Source organism: Bradyrhizobium sp. HKCCYLRH2015 (assembly GCF_051168215.1).
In the GTDB taxonomy this organism is placed as follows: domain Bacteria; phylum Pseudomonadota; class Alphaproteobacteria; order Rhizobiales; family Xanthobacteraceae; genus Bradyrhizobium.
The window spans coordinates 281,973-303,481 of sequence record NZ_JBNPUO010000007.1 but is presented as its reverse complement, the minus strand read 5'-3'; the positions used below and the strand labels follow the sequence as shown (position 1 = coordinate 303,481).

Genomic DNA, 21,509 nt, shown 5'->3' with positions numbered 1-21,509 from the left:
GCTGACATCGCCGTGGTCGCGCTGCGCGGACGAGACATCGATGCCTTCCTGGCCAAACCGGACGCCGCCCGTCCGCTGATCCTGTTGTACGGCCCGGATACGGGCCTGGTTCGCGAGCGTGCCGAGGCCCTTATCGCGTCGGCCGTCGACAACCCCGATGATCCGTTCTCCGTGGTCAGGCTCGACGGTGACGAGCTCTCCGCGGAGCCGTCGCGCCTCGTCGACGAGGCCATGACCGTGCCGCTGTTCGGCGGCCGGCGGGCCATCCGGGTCCGCGCCGGCTCGCGCAATTTCGCCAGCGGCGTCGAGACGCTCAGCGAGATGAACGTGCGGGACTGCCGCATCGTGATCGAGGCCGGCGACATCCGCCCTGACTCGCCACTGCGCAAGATTTGCGAAAAGGCCAGAACGGCGGTCGCGATCGGCTGCTACCCGGACACCGAGCGCGATCTCGCCAAGCTGATCGACGACGAATTGCGCATCGCGGCCCTGCGCATCGCGCCCGACGCGCGCGCCTATCTGATGGCGCTGCTCGGGGGCGACCGCCAGGCGTCGCGCAACGAGCTGCGCAAGCTGACCCTGTTCGCGCATGGCGAGGGCGAGGTGACGCTCGACCATGTGATGGCCGTGGTTGCGGACGCCTCGGAGATGAAGCTCGATCCGATCGTCGACGGCGCCTTCGGCGGCAAGCCCGACGTTGTCGAGACCGAGTTCGGCAAGGCGATGATCGCCGGTACCTATCCCGGCGTCATCATCTCCGCTGCGCAGCGACATGCGGCATGGCTGCACAAATCGGCGCTCGCCGTCGCTTCCGGCACGCCAGTCTCGTCCATCCTCGAAGGCGGTTTCCCGCGGCTGCACTTCTCGCGCAAGCCGAGCGCGGAAGTCGCGCTGCGCAACTTCTCCCCTGCCCGGCTGCTGCCGATCATCGACCAGCTGGCGACGGCTGCGCTCGACATGCGCAAGCAGCCGGGGCTCGCAGCGGCGATCGCGCAGCGGACATTGTTGTCGATCGCGGTCGCGGCACGGCGGAAGGGGTGACGCGTCTACGTAACGTCGGCTGAGGCAGCGGCGGTGACGAAGCGCACACCCCAAATTGGCCAGCGACCGCGCTCCAATCTCCGGCGTCATTCCGGGGCGACGCGCGGCAGCGCGGCGAACCCGGAATCCATCGGGCTGCGTCATCTGCCGTAAAATGGATTCCGGGTTCGCGCTACGCGCGCCCCGGAATGACGGAGGAGAGAGCCGAGATCAGCAGAGGCAGACGCGACGAGGACACATGCAGGCCACTCTCGTCACTCATTAGTAGCTCGTCATGCTCGTGCTTGACCCGGCCATGACGAATGTGAGTTCGGGGCAACGAACTCATGAGAGACCGCGGCGCAGTAAGCGCCGCCAACTCACATCTAACCCTGCTCCAACCGACGCATCACCTCGTCGAGCTGCTCCAGGCTGCGATAGGTGATCTGCACCGTGCCGCCGGGATCGCGGTGGCTGATCGACACGGAAAGGCCGAGCGCATCGCCGACGCGCTTCTCCAGCGCGATGGTGTCCGCGTCCTTCTTCTCCGCCGTCGCGCTGCCTCCAGCGCTGCGCGGCTTCTGCGGCTTGCGCTCCGGCACGCCCTCTTCATGCGCGAGCGCCTCGGTCTGCCGGACGTTCAATCCTTCCGCGATGATCTTCTTCGCCGCCGACATCGGATCCGGCAGATTGATCAGCGCGCGCGCATGGCCGGCCGAGATCTGCCCGGTCGCGATAAAGCCCTGCACCTCGGCCGGCAGCTTGGTCAGCCGCATCATGTTGGCGACGTGGCTGCGGCTCTTGCCGACGATCTTGGCGATGTCTTCCTGGTTGCGTTTGAACTCGTTGGCGAGCGCGTGATAGCCCTGCGCCTCCTCCATCGGGTTGAGATCCTCACGCTGCACGTTCTCGATGATCGCGAGCTCCAGCGCGTCGCTGTCGCTGACATCGACCGGAACGATCGGCACCTCGTGCAGGCCGGCGGCCTGCGAGGCGCGCCAGCGCCGCTCGCCGGCGATGATCTCGTAGCGGTCGTGCTGGCCCTTCACCGGACGCACCACGATCGGCTGGATCACGCCGTGCTGCTTGATCGAGGCCGAGAGCTCGGCGAGCTCGCCGTCGGAAAACGTCTTGCGCGGGTTGCGCGGATTGGGCTTGAGAAACTCGATCGGCACCTTGCGCTGATTGCGCGGCCGCTCCGGCGGCGCGCCGGCCTCGCGGCCGACGTCACCGATCAGACTTGCAAGACCCCGGCCCAATCGCGATCGCGACTCGTCGGCCATCGCCTTCTCCTTTGGATTCACGTCACGCTCCGCTTGCGTCTGCTGCCGATCAGTCCCGCCGGCACAATGAACGAGGGAGCGGATCCTGACCGGATCCGCTGCCGTCCTCAAATGAGATCCGGGCGACGAGGTGCCCGGAGCAGAGGCAAGGTCAGTTCGTGCGCAGGTCACGCTCGCGCTGAATGACCTCGGTGGCGAGCTTCAGATAGGCCTCGCTGCCGACGCACTTCAAATCGTAGACCAGCACCGGCTTGCCGTAGGACGGTGCTTCCGAGATGCGCACGTTGCGCGGGATCATCGTGTTGTAGACCTTCGATCCCATGAACTGACGGACGTCGGCCACCACCTGGTTCGACAGGTTGTTGCGCGAGTCGAACATCGTCAGCACGATGCCGTGGATCGACAGGTTCGGGTTCAGGGTCGAGCGCACCTGCTCCACGGTCTGCAGCAATTGCGACAGACCTTCGAGCGCGAAGAACTCGCACTGCAGCGGCACCAGGATCGCATCCGACGCGGCCATCGCATTGACGGTCAGCAGGTTCAGCGACGGCGGGCAATCGACCAGCACGTAGGTGTAGTCGTTCTCCGGCGAGACGTTGTTGTTGAGACCGGCGATCGCGTCGCGCAGACGGAAGGCGCGGTTGGCGCTGGAGCCGAGCTCGAGCTCCAGACCCGACAGGTCCATCGTCGAGGAGGCGATGTGCAGCCGTGGCACGGCCGTCGCAACGACGGCGTCGCGCAGCGAGGCCTCGCCGATCAGCACGTCATAGGTCGAGCAGTTGCGGCTGCCACGGTCGATGCCGAGCCCGGTCGAGGCATTGCCCTGCGGATCGAGGTCGACGATCAGCACGCGCTCGCCGATCGCGGCCAGCGCCGTGCCGAGATTGATCGCGGTCGTGGTCTTGCCAACCCCGCCCTTCTGGTTGGCGAGCGCCAGGATGCGCGGATGCCCCTCCGGGTGAGGAGCCCTATCTTCTTGATAAATCTGATCAATTACGGCCATGCGCGATCGCCATTGGTTGTCGTCTTGACGGAATTCAGCTCTGTCGCTCGATGCAATCGATTGCGACGATCCAGCCCTGCCCGCCCGTCCGGCTGGAATGAAGTTTCGGCTCAATTTTCCAATACTTAGTAGATTCGGTCAATTCCGCTTCTACATCTTGACCCTTGAGAAACAGCGCTTTCGCGCCTTTTTTCACCAGGGGCTCCGCAAAGCCGATGAGTTGGTGTAGCGGAGCCAGCGCGCGTGCGGTCACGCAATCGACTCGCCCACTCCACTTCTCCACGATATCCCCGATCTCTGACAAATGCACGATCCCCGGAGCACCGGTGACGCGAATTGCTTCGCGCAGGAACGCCGCCTTCTTGGCGATGCGCTCAACCAGATGGACCTGGGCGCCGGGCCGCTCGGCCAGCGCGCAGGCGAGGACGACGCCCGGAAACCCGCCGCCGCTGCCGAGATCGACCCAGATCCGGGCGTCGGGCGCGAGATCGAGAAGCTGCAGCGAATCCGAAATGTGCCGGGTCCAGAGATGCGGCAAGGTCGAAGGCGCGACGAGATTCGTCTTGGCCTGCCACTCCAACAGCAGGGAGACATAGCAATCGAGGCGCTGCTCCGTTTCACGTGAAACGGGCGTCAAGGCGAGCGCAGCCGCCTTGTCGGATTCGATCACCTTGGACGCCACTGCCTGTTTCACGTGAAACGCCCCTCAGCCCGCGGCCTTGCTGCGACGCGCTTCGCGGCGAAGATAGGCCGCGAGAATTCCGAGCGCCGCCGGCGTCATGCCGTCGATCCGGCCCGCCTGCCCGATCGTCCAGGGCCTGGCAGCCGCCAGCTTCGCCCGCGCCTCATTGGAAAGACCCGGAACGAGCGCATAGTCGATGTCGCCGAGCACCAATCCCTCGTCGCGCCGGAAGGCATCGACGTCGTCGCTTTGGCGGCGGACATAGACATCATATTTGGCATCGATCTCAAGATGGGCGGCGATGGCGGCATCGATCGCGCCGAGCTCCGGCCAGATCACCCTCACCTCGGAGAAGCCGATCTCCGGATAGGCCATCAGCTCGAAGGCCGAGCGGCGCTGGCCATCCTTGTTGAGCGTGAGGCCATGCTTAGCCGCCTCGTTGGGCGTGATCGTCAGCGACCTCGCCAGCGAACGGGCAGCCTCCAACGCATCCATCTTGCTTCGATGGAAACACGCACGCTCATTGCCGACACAGCCGAGTGCGATGCCCTTGTCGGTCAGCCGCTGGTCCGCATTGTCCGCCCGCAACGTCAGCCGATACTCGGCGCGCGAGGTGAACATCCGATACGGCTCGGTGATCCCTCGCGTGACCAGGTCATCGATCATCACCCCGAGATAACCGTCAGCGCGATCAAACACGACCGGCGCGCCGCCGCCTGCGGCCAGCGCCGCATTGAGGCCGGCGACCAGACCTTGAGCCGCGGCCTCCTCATACCCGGTCGTGCCGTTGATCTGACCGGCCAGGAATAGACCCTTCATCCGCCTGGTCTGCAGGGTCGGCTCGAGCTCACGCGGATCGACGTGGTCATACTCGATCGCATAGCCGGGCCGGATCATCCGGACCCGCTCGAGACCCGGGATGGTCGGCAGCAGCGCGAGCTGAACCTCTTCTGGCAGCGAGGTCGAGATGCCGTTCGGGTAGACCGTCGTGTCGTCGAGTCCTTCCGGCTCCAGGAAGATCTGGTGGCCGTCGCGATCACCGAAGCGGACGATCTTGTCCTCGACCGAGGGACAATACCGCGGCCCGGTCGACTTGATCTGCCCGGAGTACATCGGCGAGCGATGGACATTGGCGCGGATCACCTCATGGGTCGCGGTCGTCGTCCGGGTGATGCCGCATTGGATCTGCGGGGTGGTGATCTTATCGGTCAGCGCGGAGAACGGCTCCGGCGGATCGTCGCCGGGCTGCATCTCGACTGCCGTCCAGTCGATCGTCGATCCATCCAGACGCGGCGGGGTCCCGGTCTTGAGCCGGCCGAGCTGAAGCCCGATGGCCTCCAGGGACCGGGAGAGCCCCAGCGCCGGCGCTTCGTCGACCCGCCCAGCCGGCCAGGTCCGCTCACCCAGGTGAATCAGACCACGCAGGAAGGTGCCGGTCGTGATGACCACCGCGCCACAAATAAAAGCCCGGCCATCGGCCAACCGCACTCCCGTGACCCGGCCGTCCGTGACGATCAATTCGTCCGCCTCGCCTTCGATCACGGAAAGGTTCGCGGTCTCCCGGATCGCCGACTGCATCGCTGCGGCATAGAGCTTGCGATCGGCCTGGGCACGGGGACCTCGAACGGCCGGTCCCTTCCGGCGATTCAGAACCCGAAACTGGATGCCGCCGGCATCGGCGACCCGGCCCATCAAGCCGTCGAGCGCATCGACCTCGCGAACCAGATGTCCTTTCCCCAGTCCTCCGATCGCTGGATTGCAAGACATGGCCCCGATCGTCGCGAACTGATGGGTGATCAGTGCGGTCCGGGCGCCCATGCGTGCCGCACCCGCCGCAGCTTCGCAGCCGGCGTGGCCGCCACCGATGACGATGACGTCGTAGGATGTCAGATGCTGGAACATGGGGGCTTATCTAACGCTTGCAGACAACGCTCGGAAGACGTTTCACGTGAAACATTCGCCACGACAAGGCGAGGACGTTTCACGTGAAACAGCACCCTGAGATCGGAACTTGTTTCACGTGAAACGTCGCGAGAGTTCCGTCCCTGTTTCACGTGAAACAGTTGATGGTCCGTTAACCAAGCAACGCTTCATTAAGTATATCTGTCGCGCCGAGACCGTTGCCGTCGCTACTTGCCGATACAGAACTCGCGAAAGATCACGTCCAGCACATCCTCGATGTCAACCCGCCCCAAGAGGCGCCCGAGCGCGAGGGCGGCGATCCGCAGCTCCTCCGCGGCGAGCTCCTCCCCGAGATCTACGGCCGCAATGCTCTGGCGAAGTGCGGCCGCCGTCTCCTCGAGCAGGGTTCGTTGCCGTTCTCGCGTGATCAGGCCACTCTCGGTCGATCCAAAGAAGTCACCAGCGAAGCCGATCAGGGCCTCCAGCAGTTCGGACAAGCCTGCTCCGGTTCTCGCCGAGATCGCAAAAACCCGATCCGCGCTTTGCACCGACGCCGCAGCTCTCGCCTGGGGGGCCGGCAGGTCGATCTTGTTGCGGACCAGCCAGACAGGCACCCCAGTTCGACGCTCTGCCTCCGCCTGATCATCCTCGGACAGCCACAGCACGAGATCGGCCTGCGCCGCCCGATCGCGGGCCCGCCGCACGCCCTCCTGCTCCACGGGATCGTCCGTCTCCCGGATCCCCGCAGTATCGATCACCGTGACCGGATAGCCCTGGAGGTCAAGCTGGATCTCGATGACGTCGCGCGTGGTGCCGGCATGGGGCGAGACGATCGCCACCTCACGCCGGGCGAGCTGGTTCATCAATGTCGACTTGCCGGCGTTTGGAGGTCCGGCGATGACGACCGTCAGGCCGTCGCGCAGTCGCTCGGCCCGGCCCTGCGCTGACAAAACGGTCTCGATCTCCGTCAGGAGTTGTTCAATCCGCGCTAGCGCCGGCGCCATCAGCTCGGTCGGCACGTCGCCTTCGTCGGCAAAGTCGATCCCGGCTTCGATCAGCGCCGCCGCTTCGATGATCTGCTCCCGCCAGCTTCGCGCCTTGTCACCGAGCAGGCCCTTCAGCTGGCGCAACGCCTGGCGCCGCTGGCGATCAGTGTCGGCATGAATGAGATCGTCGAGCCCCTCGGCCTCGGTCAGATCGATCTTGCCATTCTCGAACGCGCGCCGCGTGAACTCGCCCGGCTCCGCAGGGCGCATCTGCGGCATCGTCGAGAGGACCGAGAACACCGCCGCGATGACGGCACGACTGCCATGGACGTGCAGCTCGGCGACATCCTCGCCGGTGGCGCTTGCGGGTCCGGGAAACCACAGCACGACGGCATCGTCGATCGCTTCGCCACCGCCATCGCGCAACAAGGCGCGTGTTGCAGTCCTCGGCACCGGCAATCTTCCCGCCAGCAGCCGAAGGGCAGATCCCGCATGTGAGCCAGAGAGTCTGACAATCGCAATCGCGCTCGGCAGCCGTCCCGAGGACAATGCAAAGATGGTCTGATCGTGAGGATGCATCATCCTCAGTTGGGCTTGCCGGCAGCGAAACACAATCGGTTTGCAGCGGCATGCTTTACGTCGGATGCCGCCGACGAGCGGTGGCGCCCGCGCCTGATACAGTCCCGCAAACAAAAAGGGCGCTCCGAAGAGCGCCCCCGTCCAGATCGAGACCGTGGTCCAATCAGGTATTCATGGATTCGAAGAACTCGGCATTGCTCTTGGTGCTGCGGAGCTTGTCGAGCAGGAAGTCGATCGCGTCCATGGTGCCCATCGGATTGAGGATGCGGCGGAGGACGTACATCTTCTTGAGGTTCTGCGGCTCGGTGATGAGCTCTTCCTTGCGGGTGCCGGACCGGGCGATGTCGATCGCCGGGAAGGTTCGCTTGTCCGCGACCTTGCGGTCGAGGATGAGTTCGGAGTTACCGGTGCCCTTGAACTCTTCGAAGATGACCTCGTCCATGCGGCTGCCGGTGTCGACCAGCGCAGTAGCGATGATCGTCAGCGAGCCGCCTTCCTCGATGTTGCGCGCGGCACCGAAGAAGCGCTTCGGCCGCTGCAGCGCGTTGGCGTCGACACCGCCGGTCAGCACCTTGCCGGATGACGGCACGACAGTGTTGTAGGCGCGGCCGAGGCGGGTGATCGAGTCCAGGAGGATGACGACGTCGCGGCCGTGTTCGACCAGGCGCTTGGCCTTCTCGATCACCATTTCCGCAACCTGGACGTGACGGGCCGCCGGCTCGTCGAAGGTCGAGGACACAACCTCGCCCTTCACCGAGCGCTGCATGTCCGTGACTTCCTCGGGGCGCTCGTCGATCAGCAGCACGATCAGGTAGCACTCGGGATGATTGGCCGTGATCGAGTGCGCGATGTTCTGCATCAGCACGGTCTTGCCGGTGCGCGGCGGCGCGACGATCAGCGCGCGTTGGCCCTTGCCGATCGGCGCGACGATGTCGATGACGCGCGGCGACAGATCCTTGCGGGTCGGATCCTCGAGCTCGAGCCGGAAGCGCTCGTCCGGAAACAGCGGCGTCAGGTTGTCGAAATTGACCTTGTGCTTGGACTTCTCGGGATCCTCGAAGTTCAGCGTGTTGACCTTGAGGAGCGCGAAATAGCGCTCGCCCTCCTTCGGGCTGCGGATGTGGCCCTCGATCGTATCACCGGTCCGCAGGCCGAAGCGGCGGATCTGCGACGGCGAGACATAGATGTCATCGGGGCCGGGCAGGTAGTTGGCGTCGGGCGAGCGGAGGAAGCCGAAGCCGTCGGACAGAACCTCGACGACGCCCTCGCCGATGATGTCGATTTCCTGGATGGCGAGCTGCTTGAGGATGGCGAACATCAGCTCCTGCTTGCGCATCGTGCTGGCGTTCTCGACCCCGTTTTCCTCCGCGAAGGAGACGAGCTCGGCCGGCGTCTTTGACTTGAGGTCCTGTAGTTTGATTTCCCGCATTGGGGTGGTCCTGTGGAAGCGACTTGGGAGGGATGCGAGGTGGCTGTGGGAAGGCGGACGAAAATGAGGTCCGCAGGTCTGAGCAAGGTTGGCGCCGATGAGGCACCAGACCTGATGCGGCGGCCGGTCAAGCCGGAACGCAACCACATCCGCCTGCGTGGGGTGGGATATCCATAATATAGAAAATCGCGCCGTCGTCTGCAAGGCATCTGCAGCGGAGCGGTATTCCCTGGGAAACGGTCAGAACGGCTTGACGATCACGAGAATCACGATGCCGATCATCAGCACCGTCGGTACCTCATTGACATAGCGGTAGAATTTCTGGCTCCGGGTGTTCTTGTCGGCGCCGAATTCCCTGACCCAGCGGGTAAACAGGCCGTGGACGCCGGACATGATCAGCACCAGCAGGAATTTGGCGTGGAACCAACCGCTGGTATACCAGTGTCCGGCCCAGACCAGATAAAGCCCGGCCAGCCAAGTCACGGTGATGGCGGGATTGATGATCGCCTTGAGCAGGCGCCGTTCCATGACCTTGAACGTCTCGGACTGCTTCGAACCGATCTCGGCGTCGCAATGATAGACGAACAGCCGCGGCAGATAGAGCATGCCGGCCATCCACGCGATGACGGCGATGACGTGCAGGGCCTTGATCCACTCATACATCGGAAACGCGCGATCCTCTCAGCCAGCGATCAGCTTGCGTGCCGAGACATATCCGCTCGCTCAGTCCCCTCCAAACCAAATAATTTTAGAATCTTAAGGTTTGAGTCTAGGTAGCGGTGGATTGGACTCATGCAATGTCATCCGCAGTCTGCCCGCAGCTTGTTCACATCCCTCAACATGCGCGCTGCGCCCACCGGATCGCCCCAGAGTCTGATGTGATTCAGACGCTTGTCGAAATCCTTCGACAGCTTATCCAGAGACAAATGGGCCTCGTCCCGATATCATCGCGCTGCTGCCTGACGTTGTCCCGGACGGCGACCATGTGCAGAACAATCGGGGTTATACAAAGGGAGCGGTCCGAGGCGACTTTTTGGCCCCATCCTTCACAGGGATTCACAGATCGTTAAGGATTTGATGCCCACCACCGGCAACTACTTTCACCTCCATCTGGTTTCCGATTCGACCGGCGAAACCCTGATCACGGTCGCGCGAGCAGTCGCCGCGCAATACACCAACGTGACCCCGGTCGAGCACGTCTACCCGCTGGTGCGGAGCCAGAAGCAGCTCGACCGCGTGCTCGACGAGATCGAGGAAGCGCCGGGCATCGTGCTGTTCACCCTGCTCGAGAAGGACCTGGTCAGCCGGCTCGAAGGTAAGTGCCAGCAGATCAACATTCCGAGCCTGTCGATCATCGGTCCGGTGATGCAGCTGTTCGAGGCCTATCTCGGCGCGTCGACCGCCGGCCGCGTCGGCGCGCAGCACGTGCTCAATGCCGAATATTTCGCCCGCATCGATGCGCTGAACTACACGATGCTCCACGATGACGGGCAAATGGTCGACGGCCTCGAAGACGCCGAGGTGGTGCTGGTGGGCGTCAGCCGGACCTCGAAGACTCCGACCTCGATCTATCTCGCCAACCGCGGCGTGCGCACAGCCAACGTGCCGCTGGTCCCGGGCATTCCAATCCCGCACCAGCTCGAGACATTGAAGAAACCGCTGGTCGTCAGCCTGCATGCGACCCCGGAGCGGCTGATCCAGGTGCGGCAGAATCGCCTGCTCAGCATGGGTGCGGAATCCGGCAATGAGAACTATGTCGACAAGCAGTCGGTGACGGACGAGGTCGCCTATGCGCGCAAGCTCAGTGCGAAGTTCAACTGGGTCATGCTCGACGTGACGCGGCGCTCGATCGAGGAGACGGCCGCCGCGATCCTGAAACTCTATACCGACCGGCAGCGGCAGCGGCTTCCGGACTAGTGAGCGGATCAATGTCCATCTGGTGCAGTCACGAGCCTCTCATTCTGGCATCGCAGAGCCGCGCGCGGCGGATGCTGCTCGCGAACGCAGGACTCGCGTGCGAGGCGCGTCCGGCCGATATCGACGAACGCGCGGTGCAGGCCGAAGCCGGCCTGGTCGCGCCCTACGAGATTGCGTTACACCTTGCCAATGCGAAGGCCGCTGCGGTCTCGGCAAGCAGGCCCAATTCCTACGTGGTGGGCGCGGATCAGACGCTCGCGTTGGGCGAGCGCATGTTCAACAAGCCGGCCGGCCGCCAGCATGCCATGCAGCAATTGTTGGCGTTGGGCGGGCGCACCCATGCGCTGCACTCGGCCATCGCCGTGGTCCGCAACGGCGAGGTCCTGTTCTCGCACGTTGCCGTCGCCTGGATGACGATGCGCGCCCTCTCTGAGGCCGAGATTGCAGCCTATCTCGATGCCGCCGGTGACGCCGTCACATCCAGCGTCGGCGCCTATCAGCTGGAAGGGCTCGGGGTGCACCTGTTCGACCGGATCGACGGCGATCACTTCACTATCCTCGGTCTGCCGCTGTTGCCGCTGCTCGCCTATTTTCGCGAAGCGAAGCTGCTTGGGATCTGATGCCGACCGCAGCCATGCGTCAGGGGAGCGACCGCGGATGAGAGTGCTGGGTCTGACCGGCTCGATGGGCATGGGCAAGTCGACGACCGCAAAGCTGTTCGCCGAAGCCGGCGTCCCGGTCTACGACGCCGACGCGACCGTTCATAAGGTCTATGAAGGCGAAGCCGCGCCGGCGATCGAAGCCGAATTCCCCGGGACCACGGTGGACGGCAAGGTGGATCGGGCCAGGCTCTCGGCCAAGGTCGTCGGCGATCCCGCCGCAATCCGCCGGCTCGAAGCGATCGTGCATCCGATGCTGCGCTCCTATCATCAGAAGTTTCTCGATGACGCCGAGCAGTCCGGCGTGCCGGTCGCCGTGGTCGACGTCCCGCTGCTGTTTGAGACCGGCGGCGACAAGCGCGTCGATGCCGTGGTGGTGGTGTCGACCTCGCCCGAGATCCAGCGGCAGCGCATCCTGGCGCGCGGCACGATGACTGACGAGGCGCTCGATGCGCTGCTCGCACGGCAGATGCCGGATGCCGAGAAGCGTCAGCGCGCCGATTTCGTCGTGGATACCTCGCACGGGCTCGATCCGGTGCGGGCACGCATCCGCGACATCCTGGCTGAGGTCGTTAGAATGCCGCAGCGCCGGGGCTGATTCGCAAACCGGCCACGCGGCAATTTCGACGGATCAAGCTAGATGCGTGAGATCGTTCTCGACACCGAAACCACCGGCCTCGACGCCCTGCGCGGCGATCGCCTCGTCGAGATCGGCTGTGTCGAGATCATCAACCGCATGCCCACTGGCCAAGTCTACCACCGCTACATCAATCCCGAACGCGACATGCCGGCGGAAGCGTTCGCCGTTCACGGCCTGTCGAGCGAGTTCCTGGCGGACAAGCCGCTGTTTCACGAGATCGTGGAGGAGTTCCTGGAATTCATCGGCGATGCCCCGCTGGTGATCCACAACGCCTCTTTCGACATCGGCTTCATCAATGCCGAGCTCGATCGGGTCAAGCGCGCGGCCATTCCGCGGGACCGCCTCGTCGATACGCTGCTGCTGGCGCGACGCAAGCATCCCGGCGTGTCGAACCGACTCGATGATCTCTGCTCGCGTTATGCGATCGACAACTCGCGCCGGACCAAGCACGGCGCATTGCTCGACGCCGAGCTGCTGGCGGAGGTTTATGTCGATCTGGTCGGGGCGCGGCAGTCGCAGCTGATCCTGACCCAGGACAGCCAGGAGATCCGCATCGGGTCCGCCGGCGAGACGCCGCGCCGTCAGCGAGAGCAGCCGCTGTCGCCGCGGGTCACGGAGGCGGAGCGAGAGGCACATCGCGCCTTCATCGCTACCCTCGGCGACAAGCCGATCTGGATGGAGTTTCTCGCCGGCACGTGATCCGCCCGATCGGCGGCGGATCACGCCCTGCGAACATCAAACTTTTAAAGAGCGAAACGATCAGCTCGACAGCACCTGGCCGCCCTGGGCCGCGGCCTGACGCTCCATGTTCTGGCGGTACAGGCCGACGAAATCGACCGGGTCCAGCATCAGGGGCGGGAAGCCGCCGTCGCGCACCGAGTTGGCGACGATCTCGCGGGCGAACGGGAACAGCAGGCGCGGGCATTCGATCAGCAGCATCGGCGACAGGTTCTCGCGCGGGATGTTGACCAGCCGGAACACGCCGCCATAGACCAGCTCGAAGCTGAACATCACCTGGCTGCCGCTCTCGGCCTTGCCCTCGATTGTCAGCGTCACCTCGTACTCGGTGTCATTCAGCGCATTGGCGCCGACATTGATCTGGATGTTGATCTGCGGCGGCTGGCCCTGCGGCGCCAGGGACTGCGGAGCGTTCGGATTCTCGAACGAGAGATCCTTGATGTATTGCGCCAGCACGTTCAGTTGAGGAGGAGGAGCCGCGTCGGGAGTGGCGCCGTTACCGTTGGTCATCGCAGTGTTCTCCAGGCAAAAAGGGCGGGTCGTTGCGGCGCGTGGCTACCATAGGGCCGGCTTGTTCCACAAGGACGAGCCACCGACGCCGTCAAGGGCCGAAGCAACCGCTCGATCCGGCCAGTATGCCTCTATTTGTCGCATCGGCCGTCGGAGGGAACCGGAGACGGGCCTCCCCTGTTCCAATCCGGGGCCGATCGGATTTCCCCTTGAGGGGGAAAAGGGTTAGGATCGGCGCGCCACAATGCGCCATTGGCCGGGCCCAATTCGATGACTACATCCGGGTCGACCAGGGATTCACGGGTCTTAACCTGGATCCTGTAGAACGGGTGCCCGGTGGCCGGGCTCCGCGTTCGGCTCGACAAGTCAGAAAGCGAACACGACGTGGACATTTATACCATCATCTTCCTGGCGCTGGCGGTCTTCATCTTCATCCGCCTGCGCGCCGTGCTCGGGCAGCGCACCGGGAGCGAGCGGACGCCGTTCGATCATGCCGCTCGAAACGCGGTCCAGGGCGCGCCGGACAACCACGTCATGCCGGTTCCCAACAAGCCCATCGACCCCTCGGCTGCGGTCCCCGGCGGCGAGATGCCGGCGCCGGGTGATCGCTGGCGTGGTCTGGCCGAGCCGGGCACGCCGCTCGCCCGTGGCCTCGATGCGATCGTCGCCGACGACTCCTCGTTCGATCCGCGCCATTTCCTGACCGGCGCGCGCAGCGCCTACGAGATGATCGTGCTGGCGTTTGCCAATGGCGATCGCCGCGCGTTGCGCGACCTGTTGTCGTCCGAGGTCTATGAGAGTTTCGACGCCGTCATCAAGGAGCGTGAGAAGCAGGAGCAGAAGACCGAAACCCGCTTCGTCTCCATCGATACCGCCGAACTGGTCGGCGCCGAGCTGCGCGACCGCACCGCGCAGGTCACGGTGCGCTTCGTCTCGCAGATGATCTCGGTGACACGCGACAAGGGCGGCAACATCGTCGACGGCAATCCGGACAAGGTCGCCGACATCACCGACATCTGGACTTTCGCCCGCGACACCGGCTCGCGCGATCCGAACTGGAAGCTGGTCGGAACCGGCAGCCATTGATGGAATAGGCTGCCGCCGCTGGCGTTACATTGGGAGATCGCCTGCTCCCGTTGTCGACCGGCTGCGTGAGGCGCGTGAAGAGGCGCATCCTCGATTTTTGACACGGATCTTTTCAGCATCCCGTTTTCTCTGAATTTCGCGTTGAGTGGTACTTTGATGGTGCAAGCATGGTTCGCGAAATTTGGAAGCGGGGTTTTACCGCCCGCCGCCTGACCTACTGGACGCCGGCGCTCGCCCTGAGCGTCGCTGCCGTGGCGCTCGCCCCCTATGCAGCCGAGGCGGTTCGCGCGCGCCATCGGGCGGCGACGCCGCCGATGCGCCACCTGCCCTACCCGCAGCTCGACTGGCCGCTCGAGATCAGCAACAGCCAGTACCTGCCGATGGATTGGACCGACGTGCCCGGCTGGAACGACGACGATCAGCTCGCGGCCTATCGGACGTTCCGCGCCAGCTGCAAGCCGATCGCCGCGAAGACGGATGCAGCGCCGGATGGCAGGGTGGATGGTAAGGCGCTGGGTGATTCCCTGCGCGACCCCTGTCGCGATGCTCGGGCCACCGATCTCGCCGACAATGCTGCGGCAAGGGCTTTTTTCGAACGGCACTTCGAGCCGCTGAGGATCTCCAAGCTCGGCGATGCCGACGGTTTCGTCACCGGCTACTACGAACCCGTCATCGAGGGCTCGCGGACCCAGAATGAGGTCTACAACGTTCCAGTCTATCGCCGGCCCTCCAATTTGTTTGTCCGTGGTTTCAAGCAGGATGCGACGAGTCTGCCCAACAAGGGCCCCGTCTATCGCAAGATCGGACGGCGCAAGCTGGTCCCCTACTACGACCGCGCCGAGATCGAGGACGGTGCCATCGAGGGGCGCGGCCTGGAGATCGCATGGCTCAGGAACCAGACCGACCTGCTGTTTGCCCAGATCCAGGGATCGGCGCGCATCAGTCTCGACGACGGCTCGACCATTCGCATCAACTACGATGCCTATAATGGCCTTCCCTACACACCGGTCGGCCGCATCCTGATCGAGCGCGGCATCATTCCACGCGAGCAGATGTCGATGCAGCGCATCCGCGACTGGATGGAGCAGAATCCGGAAGGTGCCAACGAGCTGCGGCGGATGAACCGCTCCTACATCTTCTTCCGCGAGGTGCAGCTGTCGGAGAAGGACGAGGCGGTCGGCGCGCAGGGCATTCCGCTGACCCCGGGCCGCTCGATCGCGGTCGACAAGTCGCTGCACGTCTATGGCACGCCGTTCTTCATCACCGGCGAGCTGCCGATCGAATCCGAGAAGTCGAAGACGGCGTTCCACCGGCTGATGATCGCGCAGGATACGGGCTCGGCGATCGTCGGACCTGCGCGCGCCGATCTCTATTTCGGCGCCGGCCAGGACGCCGGCAAGGTTTCCGGCCGTCTCAAGCACAGCATCCAGTTCGTGATGCTGGTGCCGAAGAGCCTCGATCCGGTTGCGCGTGGCCGCAAGATGCCGCTGCCGGATGCACGGCCGTCGGAGAAGATCGCAAAACTGTTTCCGCAGGTGCTGCCGAAGGAGGCAGCCAAGGATCAGGTCAAGGATCAAGGGAAGGATCAGGGGCAGGCCAACCAGGCCAACAAAGCCGCCGCCTCTCCGGTCAACGATGCGAAAGCCTCTGCTCCCGCCGCGAGCGCAAGCCCGGCGACCACGGTGGCGCAGAACGTCGTGGCACCACAGCCCGTGCCCCTGCCCGAGGCTCGCCCCCGTATCGAAAGTGATCGCAATATCCGCCGATTGCGTTATGGCAGGCGCCACCGCAACCGCCGATGACAAGCCGTCTCCATGTCTGAAGATCCCGAGCCGCCCCGCGGCCGTCGCAAGCGTGGCCTCTCCGAGGACGAGCGTACGCTGTGGGAGACGGTGGCGCGCCAGGTCAAGCCGCTGCGCAAGACACCGCGTCCGGTGCGGCCGCATCCGCCGATGGTGACGGCCGAGCCGCAGCCGGACAAGCCGATGATGACGCCGCGGCCGGTCGCGCCGGTGGTCGTGCCGAAGCCGGCCCGGCCGGCCATCCCGCCGCTGGTCTCGCTCGGCCGCAAGGAGCGCTCGAAACTGTCGCGCGGCCGCAGCGAGATCGATGCGCGGCTCGATCTGCACGGCATGACCCAGAGCCGGGCGCACCAGGCGCTGCACCATTTCCTGCATCGCGCCCAGCATGACGGTCTCACCTTCGTGCTCGTCATCACCGGCAAGGGTACGATCGGTGCGGATCCCGAACGCGGCGTGCTCCGGCGCCAGGTGCCGCATTGGCTGAGCCTGCCGGAATTCCGCTCGCTGATTGTCGGCTTCGAGGAGGCTCATGTGGGACATGGCGGTGCCGGCGCGCTCTATGTCCGGATCAGGCGCGCCCGGGGCTGAGCCTCAGAACGGCCGGATGATGCCGACGCGCGGGATGGCGGTGACGATCCAGCCCAGGATCGTGGTCGTGCGGTCGCCTGCGTCGATGAGGGCCACAGGCTTTGTGGTGGGCAGCGTCTTCACCGCGTGCAGCATCAGCACCATGCAGACCACCCAGCTCGAGATCCAGCGCGAATAGTCGAACACCATCGCGAACATCACGAGGTAAGCGAGAGTGATGACAACCAGCGCGGCGATGACGATCTGGCGATGGCGCTGCTCTTCCAGCGCGCCAATCAGGTCCCTGAAAGTGCGCCAGAGCGGCGCGTGAAGCCAGAGCAGCAGCGCATAGACGGGCAAGCCGAGCAGGTTCGACGGCAGTCTTGCCCAGGTGTCCTGCACCTCCTTCGTCAGTGGCTGGTACCACACGTAAGCGAACTGCAAGAGCTCGGTGCGTGTCGGATCGGCCATGCGGGTCCGCAGATATGCTGTGAAGTCCGCTTCCGGCAGCGGCATCGTGCCGAGGAACTGCGCCGTCAGGAACAGCGCGCCGAGTCCGATCAGTGCGGCTCCGCCGACGGCCATGTCGAGGCGCGTCGTCCTGCGCGGCAAGTAGTAGCGCAGCACGACGATGGCGGCGATGGTGGGCACGTACATCAGCAGATGGATGTGATGGATCAGCACCAGCACCGCCGAGGTCAGCGCAGCGAGCAGGACGTAGCCGAGCGAGCCTGCCGGCACCAGCATCAGGATGATGGCACCAAGACAGCCATAGACGTCGAAGTGCCCGAGCGTGAACAGGAAGTTCTTGAACACGAACGGCGAGCCAGCGGTGAAGACGAACAGCGGGAGCTGTGCGCTGTTCAATCCGAATGTTCGGCGGAATAGCTGGACGAACAATCCGAACGTGATCAGCCAGACGAGGCCTGCCAACGCGAACACCAGCCACACCGGCACCTTCGTCGTGAACAACCCGACGATGGCCCCGATCAGCGCGCGCTTGATGAAGCCGTGGTGATAGTCGACAAGCAGGTGGATGTAGGGAATGTAGGGCGGCAGCGTGAGCTTGTGCAGGAACACGCCGAGCATGACCGCGGCGTTGACGGCGAGCATCGTGCGCCAGTGCCGGCTGTAGGCGGCCGTCATGCGATGTCCGAGCGGTGAGAGATGGAGGCAAGCTCGCCGCCACACCCACCGCTGTCGTCCCGGCCTTGAGCCGGGACCCGTAACCACCGCTGTACGTGATGAGGCAGGGCTGGAGCCGCCATCTTGAGTGACAATCAGCTTCGGTGGTTATGGGTCCCCGCCTTCGCGGGGACGACAGCGGAGGGTGACGCTACGCCTGTGCGAAAGAGCGCAGAGGCTGAAGGGCGACGCCTCTTACAAAATGAACCGGCTGAGATCCGTGTTCTTGGCGAGGTCGCCGATGTGTTGCTGCACATAGGCGGCGTCGACACGCATCGTCTCGCCGCCGCGGTCGGAGGCGTTGAAGGAGATCTCGTCCAGCACGCGTTCCATCACCGTCTGCAGCCGGCGCGCGCCGATGTTCTCGACCGTCGAATTCACCGCAACCGCGATGTCGGCGAGCGCGTCGATCGCATCGTCGGTGATGTCGAGCGTCACGCCCTCGGTCCGTATCAGCGCGACATATTGCTTGATCAGCGATGCCTCCGGCTCGGTCAGGATGCGGCGCATGTCGTCGCGCGTCAGCGCCTGCAGCTCGACCCGGATCGGCAATCGTCCCTGCAGCTCCGGCAAGAGGTCCGAGGGCTTGGCGATGTGGAACGCGCCCGAGGCAATGAACAGGACGTGATCGGTCTTGACCGCGCCATGCTTGGTCGAGACCGTCGTGCCCTCGATCAGCGGCAGCAGGTCGCGCTGCACGCCCTCGCGAGAGACGTCGCCGCCGGCGCGGTTCTCGCGCACGCAGATCTTGTCGATTTCGTCGAGGAACACGATGCCGTTGTTCTCGACCACGCCGATCGCCTCCTGCACCAGCTGGTCGCTGTCGAGCAGCTTGTCGGATTCCTCCGCGATCAGGATGTCGTGCGAGGCCTCGACCGTCACGCGCCGCGTCTTGGTGCGGCCGCCGAGCTTGCCGAAGATGTCGCCGATCGAGATCGCACCCATCTGCGCGCCCGGCATGCCGGGGATTTCGAACATCGGCATGCCGCCGCCCGAGGACTGCGTCTCGATTTCGATTTCCTTGTCGTTCAGCTCGCCGGCGCGCAGCTTGCGGCGGAACGAGTCACGCGTCGCAGCACTCGCATTGGCGCCGACCAGCGCATCCAGCACGCGCTCCTCGGCGGCGAGCTGGGCGCGGGCGGCGACATCCTTGCGCTTGCGCTCGCGCACCTGGACGATCGCGACCTCGACGAGGTCGCGGATGATCTGCTCGACGTCGCGGCCGACATAGCCGACCTCGGTGAACTTGGTCGCCTCGACCTTGAGGAACGGCGCGCCCGCGAGCTTGGCCAGCCGCCGCGCGATCTCGGTCTTGCCGACGCCGGTCGGGCCGATCATCAGGATGTTCTTCGGCAGCACCTCCTCGCGCAGGCCGGCATCGAGCTGCAGCCGGCGCCAGCGGTTGCGCAGGGCGATGGAGACGGCGCGCTTGGCGTCGGCCTGGCCGACGATGTAGCGGTCGAGTTCGGAGACGATTTCGCGGGGGGAAAAGTCGGTCATGGGCTCTAGCTAGGGTCGGACGGGGATGAGGGCAAGCCGGATTTCCGCCGTCACAGGAGCGGCGGCCCGGCCTGCCACTGCCGGATCGCCTCGGTTGGATAGATCAGCATCAGGATGTTGAGGGTCAGGTTGTCACGGATGTGCAGGCCGACCCCGATCTCGAACGCGATTGCGATCACGACGGTCAGCCAGACCGGCAGCACCCGCGCCAGCAGGAAGCCGGTCATCATCGCCAAGGTGTCGCCGACGGAGTTCACGATGCTGTCGCCGAAATAGTCCAGCGAGATCGTGGCGGCACGATAGCGCTCGATGATGAAGCTGGAGTTCTCGACCAGCTCCCAGGCGCCCTCGATCAGCATCGCGGTGAGCAGTCGCCCCTGCCACGGCAGAAACGGCAGAACCAGCGCGGTCAGCGCATAGAACAGGAAGCCGTGAATGACATGGGAGAACGTGTACCAGTCGGTGAGATGCTGGGAGTTCTCCGAGCTCTGCACCACGCCGTGCCACAGCTTGACGGTGCCGCAGGCGCAGATCGGCAGCCGGCCCAGCGCGAACAACAGTGCGGCCTGCAGCACCAGCAGACCGAGCGCCAGGATGAGCCAGGGTCCGGACCAAGGCCGGGACGGGGCGCCGATCTCGTCCGCGGTCATCGTCTACTCGGCCGACAGCGCTTCGATGGTGATGTTGCGGTTGGTGTAGACGCAGATGTCGGCGGCGATGTCGAGTGAGCGGCGCACGATGCTCTCGGCGTCCTTGTCGGTGTCGATCAGCGCCCGCGCGGCCGCCAGCGCATAGTTGCCGCCGGAGCCGATCGCCATCACGCCGGCCTCCGGTTCCAGGACGTCGCCCGTCCCGGTCAGCACCAGCGAGACCTCCTTGTCGGCCACGATCATCATCGCCTCCAGCCGCCGCAGGTAGCGGTCGGTGCGCCAGTCCTTGGCGAGCTCGACCGCGGCCCGGGTCAGCTGCCCCGGATATTGCTCCAGCTTGCTCTCCAGCCGCTCGAACAGGGTGAACGCGTCGGCCGTGGCGCCGGCGAAGCCGCCGATGACGTCGCCCTTGCCGAGCTTGCGCACCTTGCGGGCGTTGGACTTGATCACGGTCTGGCCGATCGAGACTTGGCCGTCGCCGCCGATCACCACCCTGCCCCCCTTGCGGACGGTCAGGATCGTGGTGCCGTGCCAGACGGTGGGCTCGTTCGAAGATGCGTGCATGGGGGATCCCTGGTTGATGCCCTGATTTAGGCGCTGAGGCGTCGGGATACAATTACCGGGTCCCTGCCCTGCCCTGTCAGGCCTTGAAATCCGCTCACCATGGCCCGAGATCAGGCGTCCGGGGCGTCATCCCGCAGTAGCTAAGGTGTCATCCGCCTGATAAAAGGGCCGCGTTTTCAAGGGAAAGCTGACCCCATGCGTAGCGCGACCATCAAGCGCAAGACCAAAGAGACCGAGATCGAGGTGTCCGTGAACCTCGACGGCACCGGCGTGGTTGATATCGCGACCGGGATCGGCTTCTTCGATCACATGCTGGATCTGCTTGCCCGGCATTCCCGCATCGACATGACCGTCAAGGCGGTCGGCGACCTGCATATCGATTTCCACCACACCACCGAGGATGTCGGCATCGCCCTCGGCCAGGCCGTGCGTCAGGCGCTCGGCGACATGGCCGGCATCACCCGCTACGCCTCGATCCACATGCCGATGGACGAGACGCTGACGCGCGTCGTGATCGACGTGTCGGGCCGGCCGATGCTGGTGTTCCGCACGACCTTCGCGCGCGACAAGATCGGCGAGTTCGACACCGAGCTGGTGCGCGAGTGGTTCAACGCCTTTGCCATGAACGCCGGCATCACGCTGCATGTCGAGACGCTGTACGGCGAGAACGCCCATCATATCGCCGAATCCTGCTTCAAGGGTCTGGCCAGGGCGCTGCGAACCGCGCTCGCGATCGACCCGCGCAACAAGGGCGAAGTGCCATCCACCAAGGGTCAGCTCGGCGGCTGACCTCCCTCCTCCCAAGGG

Annotated in this window: 21 protein-coding genes; 9 read left to right on the top strand and 12 right to left on the bottom strand. The window is 64.8% G+C overall.

Annotation, left to right across the window (positions count from 1 at the left end):
* The first annotated feature begins 12 nt into the window (after positions 1 to 12).
* Positions 13 to 1,041, top strand: coding sequence for a DNA polymerase III subunit delta (holA, locus tag ACQR1H_RS20220; protein WP_434908090.1), 1,029 nt, complete (start codon positions 13 to 15; stop codon positions 1,039 to 1,041).
* A 365-nt stretch (positions 1,042 to 1,406) separates the two neighbouring features.
* On the opposite strand, the gene ACQR1H_RS20215 is transcribed toward holA, so the two are convergent.
* The 7 genes from ACQR1H_RS20215 to hemJ all read right to left on the bottom strand — a co-directional run bounded on the left by ACQR1H_RS20215 (position 1,407) and on the right by hemJ (position 9,547).
* Positions 1,407 to 2,303 carry a ParB/RepB/Spo0J family partition protein gene (locus ACQR1H_RS20215; RefSeq protein WP_315800886.1) on the bottom strand — a complete coding sequence of 299 codons (897 nt, stop codon included), beginning with the start codon at positions 2,301 to 2,303 and terminating at the stop codon, positions 1,407 to 1,409.
* Positions 2,304 to 2,454: 151 nt separating this feature from the next.
* On the bottom strand, positions 2,455 to 3,306 hold the full coding sequence (locus ACQR1H_RS20210; protein WP_315800885.1) for a ParA family protein: 852 nt from the start codon (positions 3,304 to 3,306) through the stop codon (positions 2,455 to 2,457).
* A gap of 34 nt (positions 3,307 to 3,340) precedes the next feature.
* The gene (gene rsmG, locus ACQR1H_RS20205) at positions 3,341 to 4,000 is read right to left on the bottom strand and encodes a 16S rRNA (guanine(527)-N(7))-methyltransferase RsmG (RefSeq protein WP_316183029.1); all 660 of its coding nucleotides are present in this window, start codon (positions 3,998 to 4,000) and stop codon (positions 3,341 to 3,343) included.
* A 12-nt stretch (positions 4,001 to 4,012) separates the two neighbouring features.
* Positions 4,013 to 5,890 carry a tRNA uridine-5-carboxymethylaminomethyl(34) synthesis enzyme MnmG gene (mnmG, locus tag ACQR1H_RS20200; RefSeq protein WP_434908089.1) on the bottom strand — a complete coding sequence of 626 codons (1,878 nt, stop codon included), beginning with the start codon at positions 5,888 to 5,890 and terminating at the stop codon, positions 4,013 to 4,015.
* A gap of 227 nt (positions 5,891 to 6,117) precedes the next feature.
* A complete protein-coding gene (mnmE, locus tag ACQR1H_RS20195; RefSeq protein WP_316238608.1) occupies positions 6,118 to 7,455 on the bottom strand; it encodes a tRNA uridine-5-carboxymethylaminomethyl(34) synthesis GTPase MnmE in 1,338 nt (445 codons plus the stop codon).
* A 163-nt stretch (positions 7,456 to 7,618) separates the two neighbouring features.
* On the bottom strand, positions 7,619 to 8,884 hold the full coding sequence (rho, locus tag ACQR1H_RS20190) for a transcription termination factor Rho (RefSeq protein WP_315740414.1): 1,266 nt from the start codon (positions 8,882 to 8,884) through the stop codon (positions 7,619 to 7,621).
* A 240-nt stretch (positions 8,885 to 9,124) separates the two neighbouring features.
* Positions 9,125 to 9,547: a protoporphyrinogen oxidase HemJ gene (gene hemJ, locus ACQR1H_RS20185; RefSeq protein ID WP_172113657.1), complete on the bottom strand. Its 423-nt coding sequence runs from the start codon at positions 9,545 to 9,547 to the stop codon at positions 9,125 to 9,127.
* Positions 9,548 to 9,961: 414 nt separating this feature from the next.
* On the opposite strand from hemJ, the gene ACQR1H_RS20180 reads away from it, so the two are divergent.
* From ACQR1H_RS20180 to dnaQ, 4 genes are read left to right on the top strand one after another with little or no spacing between them, the layout of a single operon-like run.
* Positions 9,962 to 10,801, top strand: a complete 840-nt coding sequence (locus ACQR1H_RS20180; RefSeq protein WP_315740416.1) for a pyruvate, water dikinase regulatory protein — start codon at positions 9,962 to 9,964, stop codon at positions 10,799 to 10,801.
* An 11-nt stretch (positions 10,802 to 10,812) separates the two neighbouring features.
* Positions 10,813 to 11,421: a Maf family protein gene (locus ACQR1H_RS20175; RefSeq protein WP_434908088.1), complete on the top strand. Its 609-nt coding sequence runs from the start codon at positions 10,813 to 10,815 to the stop codon at positions 11,419 to 11,421.
* A gap of 37 nt (positions 11,422 to 11,458) precedes the next feature.
* Positions 11,459 to 12,058, top strand: a complete 600-nt coding sequence (gene coaE, locus ACQR1H_RS20170; RefSeq protein ID WP_434908087.1) for a dephospho-CoA kinase — start codon at positions 11,459 to 11,461, stop codon at positions 12,056 to 12,058.
* A gap of 42 nt (positions 12,059 to 12,100) precedes the next feature.
* Positions 12,101 to 12,799 carry a DNA polymerase III subunit epsilon gene (gene dnaQ / locus ACQR1H_RS20165; RefSeq protein ID WP_434908086.1) on the top strand — a complete coding sequence of 233 codons (699 nt, stop codon included), beginning with the start codon at positions 12,101 to 12,103 and terminating at the stop codon, positions 12,797 to 12,799.
* Between the two features lie 60 nt (positions 12,800 to 12,859).
* Here dnaQ and secB read toward each other — a convergent pair whose 3' ends face one another.
* Positions 12,860 to 13,348, bottom strand: coding sequence for a protein-export chaperone SecB (secB, locus tag ACQR1H_RS20160; RefSeq protein WP_315800877.1), 489 nt, complete (start codon positions 13,346 to 13,348; stop codon positions 12,860 to 12,862).
* A 384-nt stretch (positions 13,349 to 13,732) separates the two neighbouring features.
* Between secB and ACQR1H_RS20155 the strand changes: the two genes are divergently transcribed.
* The 3 genes from ACQR1H_RS20155 (at position 13,733) to ACQR1H_RS20145 (ending at position 16,824) form a co-directional block, all read left to right on the top strand.
* Positions 13,733 to 14,434, top strand: a complete 702-nt coding sequence (locus ACQR1H_RS20155) for a Tim44/TimA family putative adaptor protein (RefSeq protein ID WP_315716796.1) — start codon at positions 13,733 to 13,735, stop codon at positions 14,432 to 14,434.
* A gap of 167 nt (positions 14,435 to 14,601) precedes the next feature.
* Positions 14,602 to 16,236, top strand: a complete 1,635-nt coding sequence (gene mltA / locus ACQR1H_RS20150) for a murein transglycosylase A (protein WP_434908085.1) — start codon at positions 14,602 to 14,604, stop codon at positions 16,234 to 16,236.
* Between the two features lie 12 nt (positions 16,237 to 16,248).
* Entirely contained in the window at positions 16,249 to 16,824 is a 576-nt protein-coding gene (locus ACQR1H_RS20145; RefSeq protein WP_316183034.1) for a Smr/MutS family protein, read from the top strand.
* A 3-nt stretch (positions 16,825 to 16,827) separates the two neighbouring features.
* On the opposite strand, the gene ACQR1H_RS20140 is transcribed toward ACQR1H_RS20145, so the two are convergent.
* From ACQR1H_RS20140 to hslV, 4 genes are all read right to left on the bottom strand, one after another.
* Positions 16,828 to 17,949, bottom strand: coding sequence for a hypothetical protein (locus tag ACQR1H_RS20140; protein WP_315800873.1), 1,122 nt, complete (start codon positions 17,947 to 17,949; stop codon positions 16,828 to 16,830).
* Between the two features lie 234 nt (positions 17,950 to 18,183).
* Complete coding sequence (gene hslU, locus ACQR1H_RS20135; protein ID WP_434908084.1) at positions 18,184 to 19,488, bottom strand: ATP-dependent protease ATPase subunit HslU; 1,305 nt, start codon at positions 19,486 to 19,488, stop codon at positions 18,184 to 18,186.
* 50 nt (positions 19,489 to 19,538) lie between these two features.
* A complete protein-coding gene (locus ACQR1H_RS20130; protein ID WP_434908083.1) occupies positions 19,539 to 20,138 on the bottom strand; it encodes a DUF2585 domain-containing protein in 600 nt (199 codons plus the stop codon).
* A gap of 3 nt (positions 20,139 to 20,141) precedes the next feature.
* Positions 20,142 to 20,702: an ATP-dependent protease subunit HslV gene (gene hslV / locus ACQR1H_RS20125; protein WP_315750519.1), complete on the bottom strand. Its 561-nt coding sequence runs from the start codon at positions 20,700 to 20,702 to the stop codon at positions 20,142 to 20,144.
* Between the two features lie 195 nt (positions 20,703 to 20,897).
* Between hslV and hisB the strand changes: the two genes are divergently transcribed.
* Entirely contained in the window at positions 20,898 to 21,491 is a 594-nt protein-coding gene (gene hisB, locus ACQR1H_RS20120; RefSeq protein WP_316183038.1) for an imidazoleglycerol-phosphate dehydratase HisB, read from the top strand.
* Positions 21,492 to 21,509: the final 18 nt, after the last annotated feature.